We start from the raw sequence: 14,514 nt of genomic DNA, 5'->3' as shown, positions 1-14,514 counted from the left end.
TCCGCCCTGCCGTCATGAGCCTTTTACCGGTTCGCTGGCTGCGGTGCCGAGAGACGACGGCGATTCGTGACGCACGTGACGGAGCGAACCTCGCGAATCAGGCGACCCGCCGAAATCGCGGCCCCGAATAGCCGTCGCGCTCGACCGTCCCCGTGAACATCTCGACCGGACGCACCCAGTACGAGTAGTCGTCGTAGAGCTTGCGGTACGAGACGAAGACCTCTTCGGTCTCGGAATGCCTCGCCGTTCCGAACACCTCGTAGCGCTGGCCCTTGAAGTGTTCGTAGATGCCGGGTTCTATGTCCATGCGCAGCGTTCTCCCTGACAAGACTACGCCGTCGTGACGGCAGCCTCGTCGGTGCGCGACTGCAGGTACTCGCAGAGGCGCCCCGTCGTGAACAATTCCTCGCCGAGGGCGATGAGGTGTTTGCCCGAGAGCGGGAATTCGCCGGACCGCTCGGTGAGGGCGGCCGTCCACTTTCTGTCGCAGTCGACGTTCAGGTAGATCGACGCGGGTCCGTGGTTCAGGTGAATGGCGACGATCCCCGAGTCGAGGTGCTCGGGGTCTTCCTGGGCCAAGACGTGCACGGTCGCGTGAGCGACGTGGTCGGTCTCCTCGTACGCGGCCACCCACTCCGTGATCTCGTCGAACGTCGGGCGGGGACAACAGGCCATGGGTCGAGACTAATCGCTGGGGTGTTTGCCACCGCCACGGCCCTGCAGGAATCCCCGCGCGCCGTGGCATCCATGAAGCTGCCGTCGAGCCGTATCAACACCGGGCCACGCACGCAGGTGGGTTGTGCGGCATCCGCGTGGGAGCGACGGTGAGGCATGGACACACGACGGATGCTCCCGTGAGCGACGACCGCCGACGCGAGATCGGCGACTCGGACGAGGCCGTCGAAGACGAGCTCGCCGAATCGTTCGATGCGACGGTCACGGAGGGCGCGGAACGACTCAACAGGCCGTGGCGCATCGTTCTGATCACCGGGTTCTTCGGCGGACTCGAGGTGGGGTTGGGCGTCGCCGCGTACCTCGGGGTGCTGCATCAGACGGGCGACCACCTTCTCGCCGGCCTGGCGTTCAGCGTCGGACTCATCGCCCTGCTGCTTGCCCACAGCGAGCTGTTCACCGAGAACTTCCTCATGCCCATCGCCGCGCTGGTCGCCAAGGAGGGCACGTTCGGGCAGCTCGCCCGGCTCTGGGGTGGAACGCTCGTCGCCAACCTGGCCGGCGGGTGGGTGTTCATGGGATTGCTCACCACCGCGTTCCCCGACTGGCACGAGACGCTCGCCGAATCGGCGCACCACTACGTAGACGCCCCGTTCGGGTGGCAGAGCATCGTCCTCGCCGTGCTGGGCGGCAGCACCATCACCCTGATGACACGGATGCAGCAGGGCACCCAGTCCGACCCCGCCAAGATCGTCGCCACCGTCATCGGCGGCTTCCTCCTCGCCGGGTTGCAACTCTTCCACTCCATCCTCGACTCGCTCCTCATCTTCGGAGCGATCCAGTCGGGTGCCGACATCACCTATCTCGACTGGCTGGGCTGGTTCGGGTACGTCCTGCTCTTCAACGTGCTCGGCGGGCTCGTACTCGTCACGGCCCTTCGGCTGCTGCGCACGAAGGACCTTTTCGCGGAGCGCAAGAAGGGGTGACGCCGGCTCGCTGACGGCGTCGGCATCGCGGCATCCGGGGTGAGGCGGGGTGCCCCGTGAATTCGGTGGGCCGGCGCGCCTACCGCCGGCCGACGGTGGCGAGTAGCGTGGCCCCACACCCGCGACAGGGGAGGCATCGCATGGGGGCGTTCGGCTGGATCGAGGTCGTGTTCTGGGCCGCCATCGCGGTGGGCATGGTGGTGCGGCTCACCGTAGCCCTGCGGCGACGGCGGACGGAGCGCGGGCGCCAGGCGATGCGCTCGGCGTTCGCACCGGTCGTCGACGCGGCGGCGGTGCAGTCGTCGATCTACGGCTGGATGCCGACGTCGTCGCTGGAGGTGCCGGCCGCCTGGAGCTCGACGCAGACGGGGGAGGATGCCGATCGCCGGCCGCGTGATCTGCCCGATGACGTCCGCCGACCGGCGGACTGACGGCGCCAGCACCGCGGACGGGAACGGAATGCTCACCGTCGGGTCCATCGTCATCCGCGTCGACGACCTCGTTCGGCAACGGGAGTTCTGGACACGCGCGCTCGACTACGTGCCGCGCGGTGCCTCCGACGACTTCGTGGTCCTCGAACCGCGCGCGGGCGCGGGCCCCCACGTGTCGCTCGACGCCATGCGCTCGTCACGGGTGCTCCCCCCGCGCATCCACCTCGACCTGTACGCCGACGATCAGGCGGCAGAGGTCGCCCGGCTGGTCGAGCTCGGCGCCCGCGAGGTGGAGTGGAGCGGGCGACCGGCCGACGCGGACTACGTCATCCTCGAAGACCCCGAGGGCAACCGGTTCTGCGTCGTGGACATCGCCGAACGCTGAGAAAGGGTCGTCAGCGGTTGCGCAGCGTCATCGCCAAGGTCGCCGCGGCGATGATTGCGATGCCCAGCAATTGCAGGGCGTCGGGCAGGTGCCCGTAGACCAGGACGTCGACGAGCACGGCGACGGCGGGGTTCACGAATGACAGGGCGGCGAGCGTGATCGTCGAGAGCACGCGGGCGGTGCTGTAGAGGATCGAGTACAGCAGGCCGGTGTGGACGATGCCCATGACGGCGATCCACCCCCACGACGACCCGCCCCAGTCGAGCGAGTGCGCGAATGGGAGCAGGATCGCGGCGCCCACGACGCACTGGATGAGCGTCATCGGGTAGGGACGGATGCCACTGGTGTGCTGTGCCGCAAAGGTGGCGACGGCGTAGAGCGCGCCGGCGGCCAGCGCCGCCCCGACGCCCAGCAGCTGCGCCGCGTCGAGCGGTTGGATGCCGCGAGCGCCGACGAACTGCGTCGCGAGCAGCAGTCCGCCGAACGCGGCGAACAGCCACGCCACGTCGCCCCGCCGCGGCGCTGTGCGACTGGCGAGCGCACCGAGCGCGACGAGGAAGAACGGCTCGAGGTGATAGGCGACCGTCGTGATGGTGATCGTCGTCTGGCTGAACGAGAAGAAGAGGAACGCCCAGTTCGCGACCAGCGCGAGGCCACCGACCACGGTCAGCAGGACCGCGCGCCGCGTCCAGATCGAGGTCTGGAACGACCGCGTCGCAAGGGACAGCACGAGAAGTGTCGCCGCGCCGAACACGCAGCGCCAGGCGGTCGTCGTGATCGCGTCGGTGCCCGCCTGGATGCTGAACAGGCCGATCGTGCCCCACCCGGCCATCGCGAGCGCCAGCAGCACGCTCGCGCGCGTGCGCGGGTTCCGCGGCGTGGGGATGCCGATGGCAGGGGGCGTCGTCTGGGTCACCTCTCGATGATCGTGGCGCACATCGTGCAGCACAATCGAGCGTTTCCGCGCCCCGCGATTTACGATCAGTGAATGATTGATGTGCACGGGCTCCGCGCGCTCATCGCCGTGGCCGACGCGGGATCGGTGACCGCAGCCGCCGCCCTGCTGCACTACACCCCGTCGAACGTCACCCAGCGCGTGCAACGGCTGGAGCACGCGGTCGGCGCACCGCTTCTCGAGCGGGTGGGGCGCGGGGTCGTCCTGACCGAACTGGCTCGCCGGCTCGTGGACGAGGGCCGCCCGGCGGTGCTGCGTCTCGACGATCTCGCCGAGGTCGCGGCATCCGATCGCCCCGCCGGCCGCGTGCGGGTCGCCGCCTTTCCGACCGCCTTGCGCGGACTGGTCGTGCCGCTCATCGCCACGCTGCGCGACACGTGTCCGGCGGTGCGGATCGAGCCGGTCGAGCGCGAACCCGCGGATGCCACCCGTCAGGTGCGCCTCGGGCTCGCCGACCTCGCCGTCGTGAAGTCGTGGGGGGCCGCGCCGACCGGGCACGCCGACCCCGACCTGCACCGGGAGATGCTCGGGCACGACGCCGTCGACGTCATCCTTCCCGCCGACCACCCGCTCGGGGGCCGTTCGCGCCTGACCTGGGCCGACCTCGTCGACGAGAGCTGGGCCGTGACCCCCAACGATGACCCCTACCGCCGGTGGCTGGAGTCGACGACCGGACTCGGCCGGAGCGCCGGAACGGTGTACGAGGCCGCGGAGTTCCAGTCGCTTCTCGCCTTCGTCGAGCGCGGGTTGGCGATCGCGGCCCTGCCGAGGCTCGGGCGCGGGCCGCTGCCGCCCGGCACGGCCGCGGTGCCGCTGGCAGACGGGGCCGCCTTCCGCGAGATCGCGGCCATCGTGCGCACCCCTCGCCGCGACGGGGCGACGATCCGCGCCGTTCTCGACGGTCTTCGGCACGAGATGGTCGAGGCGGTGCGGGTGCACGTCCAGCGCTGCACGACGCGGTCACGTGCCGCGGTGGAGTCCCGCTCGAAAGCCGATCCCCAGGGCCAGCACGACCGATGCGGCGAAGATCCATCCCGATGCCGATGACGCCTGAATCCCCGACAAGAACACGCCGATCGTGCAGCCGAGCCCGAGGATCGCGCCCCAGCCGAGGAGGATGCCGCCGATCAGCGCCGTGCCGGTTCCGCGCACCGTCAGCCGCTCGAGGCGGAAGCGCCGCCCCGGCAGAGCGGCGGCGAGCGAACCAGCGAAGATGCCGATGAGCAGCCAGCCATTTTCGGTGATGGTCTCGACGACGAACGCGACGCATCCGCCCAGCGACGCATCGAGTCCGATCAACGTGTCGGGCATGAGGCCGTTCGTCTCGAGAGCGGTTCGGGTGAGGCTCGAGAGCTGGCTCGTCACCCCGAGGGGGCCCACCCGCAGGTAATAGACAACGCTCGCGAGACCGACCAGCGCCCCCGTGAGCAGCGCCGGCCACCGGCGGAAGAACAGCACGCGGCGCAGCTCGGTGGCATCCACCCGGTACGCGGGACGAGCGTCGACCGGCGGGTTCCACTTCAACAGCCAGATGCCGATCGCCACGATCACGGCGAGCTGGAAGGCGACGGCGACACCGTAGCCCGCCGCAGCCGGAAGCCAGGGCGCGGGGGCGCCCAGGATGAAGGTGGATGCGAGGGGATTCCAGGTGAGGAACCCGAGGCCGAAGCCGAGGATCGATCCCGCCAGGGCGGGAAAGGCTCGCAGGCTCCCTTCGCCGAGGCGATACAGGTGGCCGCCGATGCAGCCTCCCGAGATCACGACGCCGAGGCCGAAGGCGATGCCCGCGAACACTAGTGCGACACTGACCGGCCCGACGTGCGCTCCGGGTGCGGACGTACCCGGCACCGGGACGGGCACCCGCAGCGCGAAGACGACCGCGTACCCGACGAGGCCCACGGCTAAAGCAGTGAGGATCGCATACGCGCCGCGGCTGTTCCGCTTCTCGAAAAGGTCGCGGAAGATGCAGAAGAAGCAGAAGCGCCCCCTCTCGAACAGGATGCCGAGAGCCGTGCCCGTCAGCAGGGCGAACGCTGCGGTCGGCCCTTGGCCGGCGCCCCGACCGGCGTCGAGCAGAGCCGCCGTGGTGAGCAGTGCCGCCGCGATCGCGAGGGCGACGATCGTGCGGACGGTGTCGCCGCGCGTCCACCCGAGCACGCGGCGGTCGCCGGCGCCCTTCTCAGAAGGAACGCCGGCGACCGTCGCTGACTCGTGCGCCAGGGTCACTGCCCGCCCCAGAGGCCGCTGTATCCACCGCTCGCCTCGAGGGTCGGGTTGGCGACCGGAACGCCGACCGAGTTGCCCCACTCCGTCCATGAACCGTCGTACAGCTTGACGTCGTATCCCAGGATCTGGCTCAGCGCGTACCACGTGTGGCTGGCGCGCTCGCCGATGCGGCAGTAGACGTAGACGGGCTTGGTGCCGTCGACACCCAGCGCGGCATAGTGCTCGCGAATCGCCTCGATGTTTTTGAACGTGCCGTCGCCGCCGTCGGCCTGCTGATTGACGATCTTCCCCCACGGCGCGTTGATGGCACCGGGGATGTGGCCCCACTTCGCCGCAGCCTCTCCGCCGAAGCCCTCGGCGACGCCGATCTCGCCCGCGAACTCCTGCGGTCCGCGGATGTCGATGAGCACGCCGTCCTTCTCGCCCTGCGACACCGCGAGCACCTCGGACTGGAATGCGCGGATGTCGGAGTTGGGTGCTTCGGCCTCCCACGTTCCGGTCGCCGGGGTCGGGGCTGCCGGCGAGAGCTCACGGCCCTGGGCCTCCCACGCGGCGCGGCCACCGTCGAGCAGGCGCACGTCGTCGTGGCCGTAGAGCTTGAACACCCACGCGCCGTACGAGGCGAACCAGTTGTTCGCGTCGCCGTAGAGCACGACGGTGCTGTCGGGGTTCACGCCCGCGGACTGCGCGAGGGCGGTGAAGTGGTCTTGGCTGACGAGGTCGCGCTCGATCTGCTCGACGAAGTCGCGGTACCAGACGAACTCGACCGCGCCGGGGATGTGTCCGGCCTCGTAGCGCGTGAGGGCGCTCGACTGCCGGCCCTCGCTCACCTCGATCACCACCACGTTCGGGTCGTCGAGGTTCTCGTCGAGCCACTCGGTGCTCACGAGCACCTCGTCTTGGCGTACGTCGTCAAACCCGCGCGACTGTCCGTACTCGACAGTGAGGCTGGCGGCCCGCGCGGTGCCGTCGTTCACGGTGGTCGCGGGGGTGGTGGCCGGTGCGCGCAAGCTGTTCGCGCCGATCACGCCGGCGGTGACACCGAGTACGGCGACCGCGGCGAACGCGACGGGAGTCACCCAGGCCGGCCGGCGGGCAGCCGGCTTCTGCGGGTCGGCCGGGGTGGAATCGGGGGAAGAGGGGTGTGTCATCGGACTGCCTTTCATAGTCGTGCAGGGCGATGGCAAGTGCCAACGGCAGCAACTATGGGTCAGTCGATTGGGCATCGCGATCTTGTCGCAATGGAGGGTATCCGGGCGTCATACGGGGATATTTGGCCGGAAAGCGAAAGGGGCGTGATAAGCGCCGGCATTGATGTGCGCGGGGGAAGCTCTTTCCCGACTCGCAGTTCGAGCGCCTTCGGGAATCCCGCGCGGGCCGTCATCGGTGCCGGTTCGGCGCCCGGCGACAGTTGTTGTTACGCCCCGCTACGGCGTCCACCTCGCGACGGGGCGTCACCTCGTATCGTCGTGTCACCAACCCTCCGAAGGCAGGTGAAGCCATGTCCCGCACGATCTCGTCGACAGTCCACCCGATCCAGCGCTGCATGGCAGCCTCGAACCCCGCCGCATGGTGGGACGGCCTCGTGGTCGAGGCCGATGGCTCGGTTGCGACGGTTGCGCTGCTGAACGGCGCAACGGTGAACCTGCGGATAGTCGGCCCCGCGGTCGAGATCGCGGCGGGGGAGCCGGTGGCCTACCACCCGGTCGCGGAACTGCTCAGCGCGTCGACGGTCATCACGACCGCGCGCGTCGCCTGAGGTCGCCAGCGCCTCGAGAGGTCGAGTCGTCGCCGCGCGGTCTGCATGTCCGAGCGCCGCGCAAGCCGTGCCCGCATGAAAGCCGAGCGGCCGCCGACGAGTCGTCAGCGGCCGCACGTCACGAGAACTCAGGCGGACATCGAGGCCATCATCGCCTCGCACTTCATGGCCATGTCGTCGCAGGCCATCGCGCAGTAGCGGCACATCTCGTCCATGTCGGCGTGCGCGCGGCACTCGGCGGCGCAGGCCTTGCCCATGGTCATGCAGGCGGTCATCATGGCGCTCATCACGTCCATGTTCATGCCGGCCGGGCGCATCATCATGTGCATCGTCGCCTGGGCCATCTCGACCATGTTGGAACACATGGCGCAGCAGGTCGCCATCTCGGGGCCGTGCATCATGTCGCTGCCGGCGCACATCGCCGCGGCCATCGCGCACGCGTTGAGCGACTGCATGCACTCCTGCATTGCATCCATGTCCATCGACATCTCGCCCATGTCCATCGACTTCATCATTTCCATGGTGTCCATTGGTTCTCCCGTGTTCTCGTCGTGACGGAGGGACCGGATGCCGCGGAGGGACTCCGGCGTACGGGCGATGTTACGCCTGGAGTGAGAGCCGGCGACAGGCCTCATGGGAGGTTGATCGGGACGACGTGGGTGTGTGATCGGCGCGGGCCTGAGCGGTGGGGTCGACCGACGGCAGGGTGAGCGCACTTGTCGGATCTATCGATAGTCGACAGAATAAGATCGATTATCGACGATTGGATGCCGTCATGAACTCCCTCCTCAGTCGCGCCGCACAGACGGCGATCGCCATCGCTCTCATCGGGTCCGTCGTCGTGCAGGCCATGATCCTGCCGGCGATCTACCGGGATCTGACCGATGCACCCCCCGTCGCGAGGGTGACCTTCGTGGTGCTTTTGGGGCTTGGCATCCTGGCCCTTCAGGTCTTCGCGGTCTGTGTATGGCGCCTGCTGACGAGGGTGCGTGCAGGAACCGTGTTCGCGGTCGGTGCCTTTCGCGAGATCGACGTGATCGCTTGGTCGCTCGGTGTGGTCGTTGTTGTGCTCGTGACGATCGCCCTGATGCTCGCGCCGGGAGGAACCGCCCCCGGGGCGGTCGGACTCATCGGCGGTGCCGCGGTCGTCATCTGCGGTGTGGTGTTGCTCGTGCGGGTCATGAAGGGTCTGCTGCGTCAGGCCATTGCACGCGAGGACGAGGTCGTGGGCCTCCGCACCGAACTGGGCGAGGTGATCTGACGTGCCGATCATCATCGACATCGACGTGATGATCGCGCGCCGAAAGATGGGCGTCGGCGAGCTCGCGGAGCGGATCGGCATCACCCCTGCCAACCTCGCCGTCCTCAAGAACGGGCGGGCGAAGGCGGTACGGTTCTCGACGCTCGGCGCGCTCTGCGAGGTGCTCGACTGCCAGCCCGGTGATCTGCTGCGCTGGGAGCCCGAAGCCGAGCCCGCGGAGGACTCGGCGCTGGCCGGCACTCGAGCCTGAAAGCCGCCCTCAGGGGCAGCGGATGCCGACGGGCCTCAGCGCGAGCCGGCGCGTGACGTCGCGGTCGCCGCTCGAGATCGAGTCCGCCTCACTCAGCTGATGCAGCGCGAGCGGGGGAGGCGCCTGTCTGCAGCGGCTCGCGGACCGCCCTGCGCCGGCGGCTGCGCACAAGCCCCACCAGACCGATGCCGAACCAGACGAGGTTCAGGGCGGCCGACGGCCACGCCGAGAGCGAGATGCAGTTGATCAGCAGCGCGAGGCCTCCCACGAGGTTCATCGACTGGTAGATCCATCCGCCGGCGGTCAGTCTGCCCGCGGTCAACAGTGCGTAGGCCGCGACGAGCATCACCGTCCCCACCCAGCCGATGATTGCCATGACGATCTCCATGGTGGCCTCCACTTCCTCTGGGGGCAGGATGCCAGTCGGCGGGGCTTTCGCGGAATTCGCGTCGCGTCAGCGGTGCCGACGATCAACGCCGACGGCGTTCGGTCGTGGCACCCGGATGCCGGCGGCGCGCAGCTCGAGACCGGCGAGACGCCGCGTCACCTCGGGGTCTCCTCGACGCCAGGCTCCGAGCGCATCGGGGTCGATCTTCGTGATCGCGTCGACCTTCTGATTCGTCAATGCGCGGAGCGCGAGGAGATCCGTATCGAGGCCGGCCCGGATCTGCGTGCGGGTGCGCGACGCCCGCGTGATGAAGCGCAGGCGTGGCACGAGCCAGACCAGGAGGACGATGAGGATGGGCAGGGCGGCCACCCCCACGCCGAGCGCGATGGCGGCCTGCAGCACCAGATCTTGCTGGGTCTGTCCGGCGGAGGCCAACGTGTCGCCGGCGGAGCTGGCCGTATCGAAGGGCGCGCTGATGCCCTCCCCGATCAGGGGAATCCCGCCCAACCTGTCACCGACGTCCGTCATCGACGTGCGGAAATCCGCGCCTGCGGTCTGCATCTGACGACCGAACTGCGCGAGCTGGTTCACGGTCGAGAAGACGACGATGCCCGTCGCGATGCTGACCGCGATGAGCGCGAGAGCGATGATGTCGGCCGTGAGCTGACGTGCGCGCTGCGCGGCGAAGTCGGAATACAGTTTCACGTCGTCACTCTGGCATGCGGTGGTCGCTGAATGCGCCACCGTGACGACGGTGACGCTCCGGACGAGCCAGCGGCCCCGCGAGCACGGGCTCGGGCATTTCGCCCGAGCCCGTCCTCGCCACGATCACGGCCGACCGCCGCCCATGCCGCCTCCTCCCATTCCCATTCCGCCGGCCACCGCGACACCGGCGGTGACCGATGTCGCGGAACCGTCCACGGTCACCGTGTACGACTGACCGTCGGTGATCGCCGACGACGAGAACACCACCGTCGCGAAGGCCTTCTCGGCGGTGTACTCGGCGATGACCGCGCCCGTGGCATCCGTGATCCGAACCGTCGAGCCCGCGGAGCCCGAGACGGTCGCGGCCAGCCAGCCCTGCGCCGACGACTCGTCGGGGGACTCGGCCATGCCGCTGCTGCCGATCGCGACCAGCGTGCCGCCGGAGACGTCGATGCCGCCGTTCGAATCGAGCGCGCCGTTGCCCTGGCCGGTGGGGCCGTGAACGGTGACGTCTCCGCCGGTCATCGTGATGCTGCCGTTGGAGTCGAGGCCGTCGCCCTCGGCGTCGACCACGAGGGTGCCGCCCGAGATGGTGAGGCTCTCGCCGGTGTCCTGCATGCCGCCGCCCGTGCCGCCCGAGCTCGTCGTCGTGCCGCCCGACGCATTCACGCCGTCGTCGGACGCGGTGACGGAGGTGGTGCCGCCGGCGATGCGGATGTCGCCCGACTCGATGCCCTCGTTCGATCGGCTGATCGTGACATCGCCTCCGGAGATGGCCAGCGCGATCTCGGAATGGATGCCGTCGTCGTCGGTCGCGAGAGTCACGCTGCCGCCCGTGATCAGCGCGTCGGTCCACGCGTCGATGCCGTCGTCGGCCGCGGTGGCGGTGACGGTGCCACCGGCGATCCAGACGGAGCCCTGGGTGGCGTCGTCGGTCTGGTCGCTCTTCAGCGCGTCGCCGCCGGCGGTGAGGGTGAGCGTGCCGTCCTGCACGACGAGGGAGTCCTTGCCGCGGAGGGCGTCGTCGGAGGCGTCCACCGTGATCGTCCCGCCGATGACGGCGAGGTCGTCGGTGGCCGAGATGCCGTCGTTGCCGGTGTCGGTGACGGTCAGCGCCCCGGAGCCCGAGAGGGTGAGGTCGCTGTCGGCGTAGATCGCGGCGCTCGCGTCGGCGTCGGCGGAGGTCGCCGCGGTCACGGTGTTCGTCGAGCCGGCGGCGAGGTTGATGGCGACGTCGTCGGCGGTCACGACCTGGATCGCCGCGCCCGAGGTGCTGGCGATTGTCGCGTCGTCGAGCACGAGGACCACCTGCGCGTCGTCGGGGGCGGCGACGACCACGTTCCCGTCGAGCGTTCCGCTCAGTTCGTAGACCCCGGCGGCGGTGATCGTGACGGTCGAGCCGTCGACGCTCACTCCCGCGGAGTCGCTGGATGCCGTGGAGCCGGCGAGCGTGATGGTCTCGGCATCCGCGATGCTCCATTCGTCGTCGTTCACGACCGTGCCGTCGGCGTTCGCCGCGATGACGTCGGCGGCGGCCGCGGGGATCGTGGAGTCGATGTCGGAGGTGGTCTGCACACTTGTCTCGACACTGGATGCCTCGGCGGTCCGGGTCGCGGTCGAGGTGGGCTGGGCGGTGACGGCGCATCCGGCGAGCACGAGGCCGGCCAGGGCGAGGGGCAGGGTGAGGGGGATCAGGCGACGCATGAGATGTTCTTTCGGGTGGGGTGGGAGGAGGCGAAGGGCCCGGTGAGCACGCGGGTCCAGCGATTGCGGGGGAGGTCGGAGCGGAGGGCGGCCATGCCGGTGGCGTACTTGCTGATGCGCTGAGGCCGGTGCCCGGCGCGCCAGAGGGCGCGGTCGAGAGCGCCGGCTTGCCCCGGCGATTTGGTCTCGACGATGGCGAAGCGGGGGAGCGTGAACCCTCCGCCATCGGCGCCGACCCAGCGGAGGTCGAGGTCGATGGTCGCTCGCGAGGGGATTGTGCCCGGCAGCAGCAGCGTCGTGCGGCGGTAGTGGGTCTGCAGCCGGGCGTCGAGGTCGTCGGCGCGGTGCGGTTCGACGCCGATCGCGCCGAGGGCCTCGGCCACCTCGTCGCGGGCCTCGGCGGTGAGCCGGTCGGCGGCGTCGAGGTCGTACGCGTCGCGGTCCTTCCGGGTGAGGCCGCGGGCGCCGCGCGTCTTGAGCTCGAGGTACGCGGCACCGGTGTCGACGTAGGTGCGGGTGCGGAGCTTGAACCGGCGCCGGCGCCCGTGGGCCGCGAGACGGAAGCTCAACAGGTCGGGGGTGTCGAAGTACACGGAGCGGTAGGCGAGCTCGCGCTCGCCGCCGATCTCGAGGGCGGCAGGGGCTTCCTCGGCGTGGGTGAGGGTGTGGAGGAGGGATGCCGTGGCATCCATCGGCACGACGTACTTGCGGTCGACGCGGGTGAGGAGGGCGGCGTCGGTCGTGAGGGCGTCGAGGCCGATCGCGGGAAAGGCGGCGATGGCGTCCGCGGCGCGGTCGCGGGCGTTCATCGGGTGCCCCCGAGGAGGTCGGCGAAGGAGCGGTGGGCGGGGCCCGTGGCAGCGTTCGCGGGAACGGGGAGGGTGCCGGTCAGGGCCGACCCGCTGCCGCCCGCGTTGTCGCGACGGGAGGAGCCGGCCGCGCGCACCCGGTACCGCACGTCGACCAGCGTCGTGTCGTCGACGAGGTCCAGCTGCTGCACGGTGAGGCCGGTGACCTCGCCGTCGAGCAGGCGCTCGAGCTCGGCGCGCAGCTCGGACTCATCGGCGATCGCACGGTCGAGGTGCACGGTCTGGTGACGCGAGCGCGACAGGACGCGCGGGTGATCGGCGACGGCGAGGACGGCGACGATGAGGCCGACGAGAAGAAAAGGAGCGCCGAGGTCGGTGTGTGGCAGACCGCAGATGAGTCCGATCGCGAGGGCGGCGAAGTAGTAGGCGACCTCGCGTTGAGTGATCTCGCTCGAACGGAGGCGGATGATCGACAGCACGCCGAAGAGCCCGAGTCCCAGGCCGAGCGCGACCTCGGCCGTGCCCAGAACCGTCGCGACGGCGAGCACTCCGACGTTGACGCCCAGGAAGGCGACGACCAGGTCTCGACGGCGGTGACGCTGGAAGTAGATGGCGCTGAGCAGGACGGCGGCGAGAAGGTCGGTCGCGGCCAGGAGGAGGGCGGTGGTGGTCATGAGGTGCTCCTTGCGGGGGTCTGGGGGGTGGAACGGAGGGGGCTGAGCCTGTCGAAGTCGCCGGGCGCGGGGTGGGGGCCGGTCCCTTCGACGGGCTCAAGAACCTGGGGTGGTGCGAGGAGGCTGAGCTCGTCGACGCCTCCGGGGGTGACGCGGGCGCCGGTCCCCTCGACGGGCTCAGGGACCTGGGGTGCGGGCTGAGGGACCGGGGCTGGCGGGGAAGCCGGGGCATGGGGCCGGTCCGGCCGTGACATCGGCGGGCGCGCCGGGGGCCCGGCATCCGTTCGAGGGAAGACCAGCGCGCGCTGCACGCCGTAGCTGAGGACGAACAGCACGCCCTCGGTCACGACCTTGGCCGGCAGCAGGGCCAGCCCGTTGTCGGTGAGGAACGACATCCACGCGATGTTCGAGGCCAGCAGCGCGAGCGCGAGAACGCCGTAGCGCACGGCCTGCGGAAGCATCGACCCGCCCCGCGCCCGGAAGACGACGCGGCGGTTGACCACGAAGTTCGCGGTGGCCGACAACACCCGCGCAGCGACGATCGAGGGCACGAGCCAGCCGGTCAGCGCTTGCAGCACCAACAACGCGACGGTATCGACGGCGAAGGCCGCGAGCGACGAAGACGCGAACAGCAGCACCGGCAGCAGCACGCGCAGCGAGTCGCGCACCGGCCGGAAGTGGCTCGAGGCGTTGCGGTCGAGGTAGACCGTGTCGATCGGCACCTCGTGCGCGGCGAGCTGGTCGGGGCCCAGGCGCAGGAGCATCCGCTGCTCGTACTCGAAGCCGTCCCCGGGGATGCCGAGCGCCCACGGCAGGCGGTCGGACGGGATGCCGCGGAGCCCGGTCTGGGTGTCGCTGAGCCGGCGCCCGGTGGCGAGGCGGAACAGCCCCCGGGCCGCCGCGTTGCCGAGGCGGCTGCGCAACGGCACCTCGCCGCGCAAGCCGCGGACACCCAGCACGAGGGCGCTACGCCCGTCGGCCGCGTCGCGGCGCAGGGCGTCGGCCACGCGGCACACGTCGGCCGGCGTGTGCTGGCCGTCGGCGTCGGCGGTGACGACGTCGGCATCCGGGTTCTGGGCGGTGATGTGGGCGAAGCCCGTCTTGAGCGCCGCTCCCTTACCGCGGTTGCGGGCGTGGGCGATCACTCGGGCGCCGGCGGAACGCGCCGCGGCGAACGCCGGAGCGAACGCCGGGCCGCTGCCGTCGTCGACCACGAGCACATCGAGGTCGGGGTCGGCGCGGAGCAGTTCGGTGACGAGGGCCGGCATCCGCGGGCCCGGCTCGAAGGCGGGGATGAGCACGAACACCG

General features: G+C 70.1%; 20 protein-coding genes. 8 read left to right on the top strand and 12 right to left on the bottom strand.

The features are described 5' to 3' along the window. Window positions 1–97: 97 nt before the first annotated feature. A complete protein-coding gene (locus QE392_RS17145) occupies window positions 98–307 on the bottom strand; it encodes a DUF1653 domain-containing protein (RefSeq protein WP_307453838.1) in 210 nt (69 codons plus the stop codon). Window positions 308–330: 23 nt separating this feature from the next. Continuing rightward, window positions 331–675: a hypothetical protein gene (locus tag QE392_RS17140; RefSeq protein ID WP_307453836.1), complete on the bottom strand. Its 345-nt coding sequence runs from the start codon at window positions 673–675 to the stop codon at window positions 331–333. A 21-nt stretch (window positions 676–696) separates the two neighbouring features. On the opposite strand from QE392_RS17140, the gene QE392_RS17135 reads away from it, so the two are divergent. From QE392_RS17135 to QE392_RS17120, 4 genes are all read left to right on the top strand, one after another. After that, the gene (locus QE392_RS17135) at window positions 697–828 is read left to right on the top strand and encodes a hypothetical protein (RefSeq protein WP_307453834.1); all 132 of its coding nucleotides are present in this window, start codon (window positions 697–699) and stop codon (window positions 826–828) included. A gap of 26 nt (window positions 829–854) precedes the next feature. Next, entirely contained in the window at window positions 855–1,658 is an 804-nt protein-coding gene (locus QE392_RS17130; RefSeq protein WP_307453833.1) for a formate/nitrite transporter family protein, read from the top strand. Window positions 1,659–1,798: 140 nt separating this feature from the next. Next, window positions 1,799–2,089: a hypothetical protein gene (locus QE392_RS17125; RefSeq protein WP_307453831.1), complete on the top strand. Its 291-nt coding sequence runs from the start codon at window positions 1,799–1,801 to the stop codon at window positions 2,087–2,089. A 28-nt stretch (window positions 2,090–2,117) separates the two neighbouring features. Then, complete coding sequence (locus QE392_RS17120; RefSeq protein ID WP_307453828.1) at window positions 2,118–2,474, top strand: VOC family protein; 357 nt, start codon at window positions 2,118–2,120, stop codon at window positions 2,472–2,474. A gap of 10 nt (window positions 2,475–2,484) precedes the next feature. On the opposite strand, the gene QE392_RS17115 is transcribed toward QE392_RS17120, so the two are convergent. Then, the gene (locus tag QE392_RS17115) at window positions 2,485–3,390 is read right to left on the bottom strand and encodes a DMT family transporter (RefSeq protein ID WP_307453826.1); all 906 of its coding nucleotides are present in this window, start codon (window positions 3,388–3,390) and stop codon (window positions 2,485–2,487) included. A gap of 72 nt (window positions 3,391–3,462) precedes the next feature. Here QE392_RS17115 and QE392_RS17110 point away from each other — a divergent pair, with 72 nt between their 5' ends. Continuing rightward, entirely contained in the window at window positions 3,463–4,476 is a 1,014-nt protein-coding gene (locus QE392_RS17110; protein ID WP_307453824.1) for a LysR family transcriptional regulator, read from the top strand. Here the strand turns inward: QE392_RS17110 and QE392_RS17105 are convergent. Continuing rightward, window positions 4,390–5,655 carry a YeeE/YedE family protein gene (locus tag QE392_RS17105; RefSeq protein ID WP_307453822.1) on the bottom strand — a complete coding sequence of 422 codons (1,266 nt, stop codon included), beginning with the start codon at window positions 5,653–5,655 and terminating at the stop codon, window positions 4,390–4,392. The two genes, QE392_RS17110 and QE392_RS17105, sit on opposite strands and share 87 nt — an antisense overlap. After that, window positions 5,652–6,806, bottom strand: a complete 1,155-nt coding sequence (locus QE392_RS17100) for a rhodanese-like domain-containing protein (protein WP_307453820.1) — start codon at window positions 6,804–6,806, stop codon at window positions 5,652–5,654. Before QE392_RS17100 ends, QE392_RS17105 begins: the two co-directional genes overlap by 4 nt. A gap of 350 nt (window positions 6,807–7,156) precedes the next feature. Between QE392_RS17100 and QE392_RS17095 the strand changes: the two genes are divergently transcribed. Beyond that, window positions 7,157–7,414, top strand: coding sequence for a nuclease (locus QE392_RS17095; RefSeq protein ID WP_307453818.1), 258 nt, complete (start codon window positions 7,157–7,159; stop codon window positions 7,412–7,414). Between the two features lie 128 nt (window positions 7,415–7,542). Here QE392_RS17095 and QE392_RS17090 read toward each other — a convergent pair whose 3' ends face one another. Further along, entirely contained in the window at window positions 7,543–7,944 is a 402-nt protein-coding gene (locus tag QE392_RS17090) for an aldehyde dehydrogenase (RefSeq protein WP_307453816.1), read from the bottom strand. A gap of 245 nt (window positions 7,945–8,189) precedes the next feature. On the opposite strand from QE392_RS17090, the gene QE392_RS17085 reads away from it, so the two are divergent. Together QE392_RS17085 and QE392_RS17080 are read left to right on the top strand one after the other, a co-directional pair. Further along, on the top strand, window positions 8,190–8,675 hold the full coding sequence (locus QE392_RS17085; RefSeq protein WP_307453814.1) for a DUF2975 domain-containing protein: 486 nt from the start codon (window positions 8,190–8,192) through the stop codon (window positions 8,673–8,675). Window position 8,676: 1 nt separating this feature from the next. Continuing rightward, window positions 8,677–8,925, top strand: a complete 249-nt coding sequence (locus QE392_RS17080) for a helix-turn-helix domain-containing protein (protein ID WP_307453812.1) — start codon at window positions 8,677–8,679, stop codon at window positions 8,923–8,925. An 88-nt stretch (window positions 8,926–9,013) separates the two neighbouring features. Here the strand turns inward: QE392_RS17080 and QE392_RS17075 are convergent, their stop codons facing one another. From QE392_RS17075 to QE392_RS17050, 6 genes are all read right to left on the bottom strand, one after another. Beyond that, window positions 9,014–9,301 (bottom strand): CBU_0592 family membrane protein, encoded by a 288-nt coding sequence (locus QE392_RS17075; RefSeq protein WP_307453811.1) that lies wholly within the window; start codon window positions 9,299–9,301, stop codon window positions 9,014–9,016. 78 nt (window positions 9,302–9,379) lie between these two features. Further along, window positions 9,380–10,018 (bottom strand): hypothetical protein, encoded by a 639-nt coding sequence (locus QE392_RS17070; RefSeq protein WP_307453809.1) that lies wholly within the window; start codon window positions 10,016–10,018, stop codon window positions 9,380–9,382. A 123-nt stretch (window positions 10,019–10,141) separates the two neighbouring features. Beyond that, a complete protein-coding gene (locus tag QE392_RS17065) occupies window positions 10,142–11,722 on the bottom strand; it encodes a carbohydrate-binding domain-containing protein (protein ID WP_307453807.1) in 1,581 nt (526 codons plus the stop codon). Further along, complete coding sequence (locus QE392_RS17060; RefSeq protein ID WP_307453804.1) at window positions 11,710–12,531, bottom strand: polyphosphate polymerase domain-containing protein; 822 nt, start codon at window positions 12,529–12,531, stop codon at window positions 11,710–11,712. Before QE392_RS17060 ends, QE392_RS17065 begins: the two co-directional genes overlap by 13 nt. Then, entirely contained in the window at window positions 12,528–13,205 is a 678-nt protein-coding gene (locus QE392_RS17055) for a DUF4956 domain-containing protein (protein WP_307453803.1), read from the bottom strand. The genes QE392_RS17060 and QE392_RS17055 overlap by 4 nt, the downstream gene beginning before the upstream one ends. Continuing rightward, a complete protein-coding gene (locus QE392_RS17050; RefSeq protein WP_307453801.1) occupies window positions 13,202–14,512 on the bottom strand; it encodes a bifunctional glycosyltransferase family 2/GtrA family protein in 1,311 nt (436 codons plus the stop codon). Before QE392_RS17050 ends, QE392_RS17055 begins: the two co-directional genes overlap by 4 nt. Between the last annotated feature and the right edge of the window lie 2 nt (window positions 14,513–14,514).

The sequence above is a fragment of the Microbacterium proteolyticum genome (assembly GCF_030818075.1).
In the GTDB taxonomy this organism is placed as follows: Bacteria; Actinomycetota; Actinomycetes; order Actinomycetales; family Microbacteriaceae; genus Microbacterium; species Microbacterium proteolyticum_A.
This window is presented reverse-complemented; position numbering and strand designations above follow the sequence as displayed.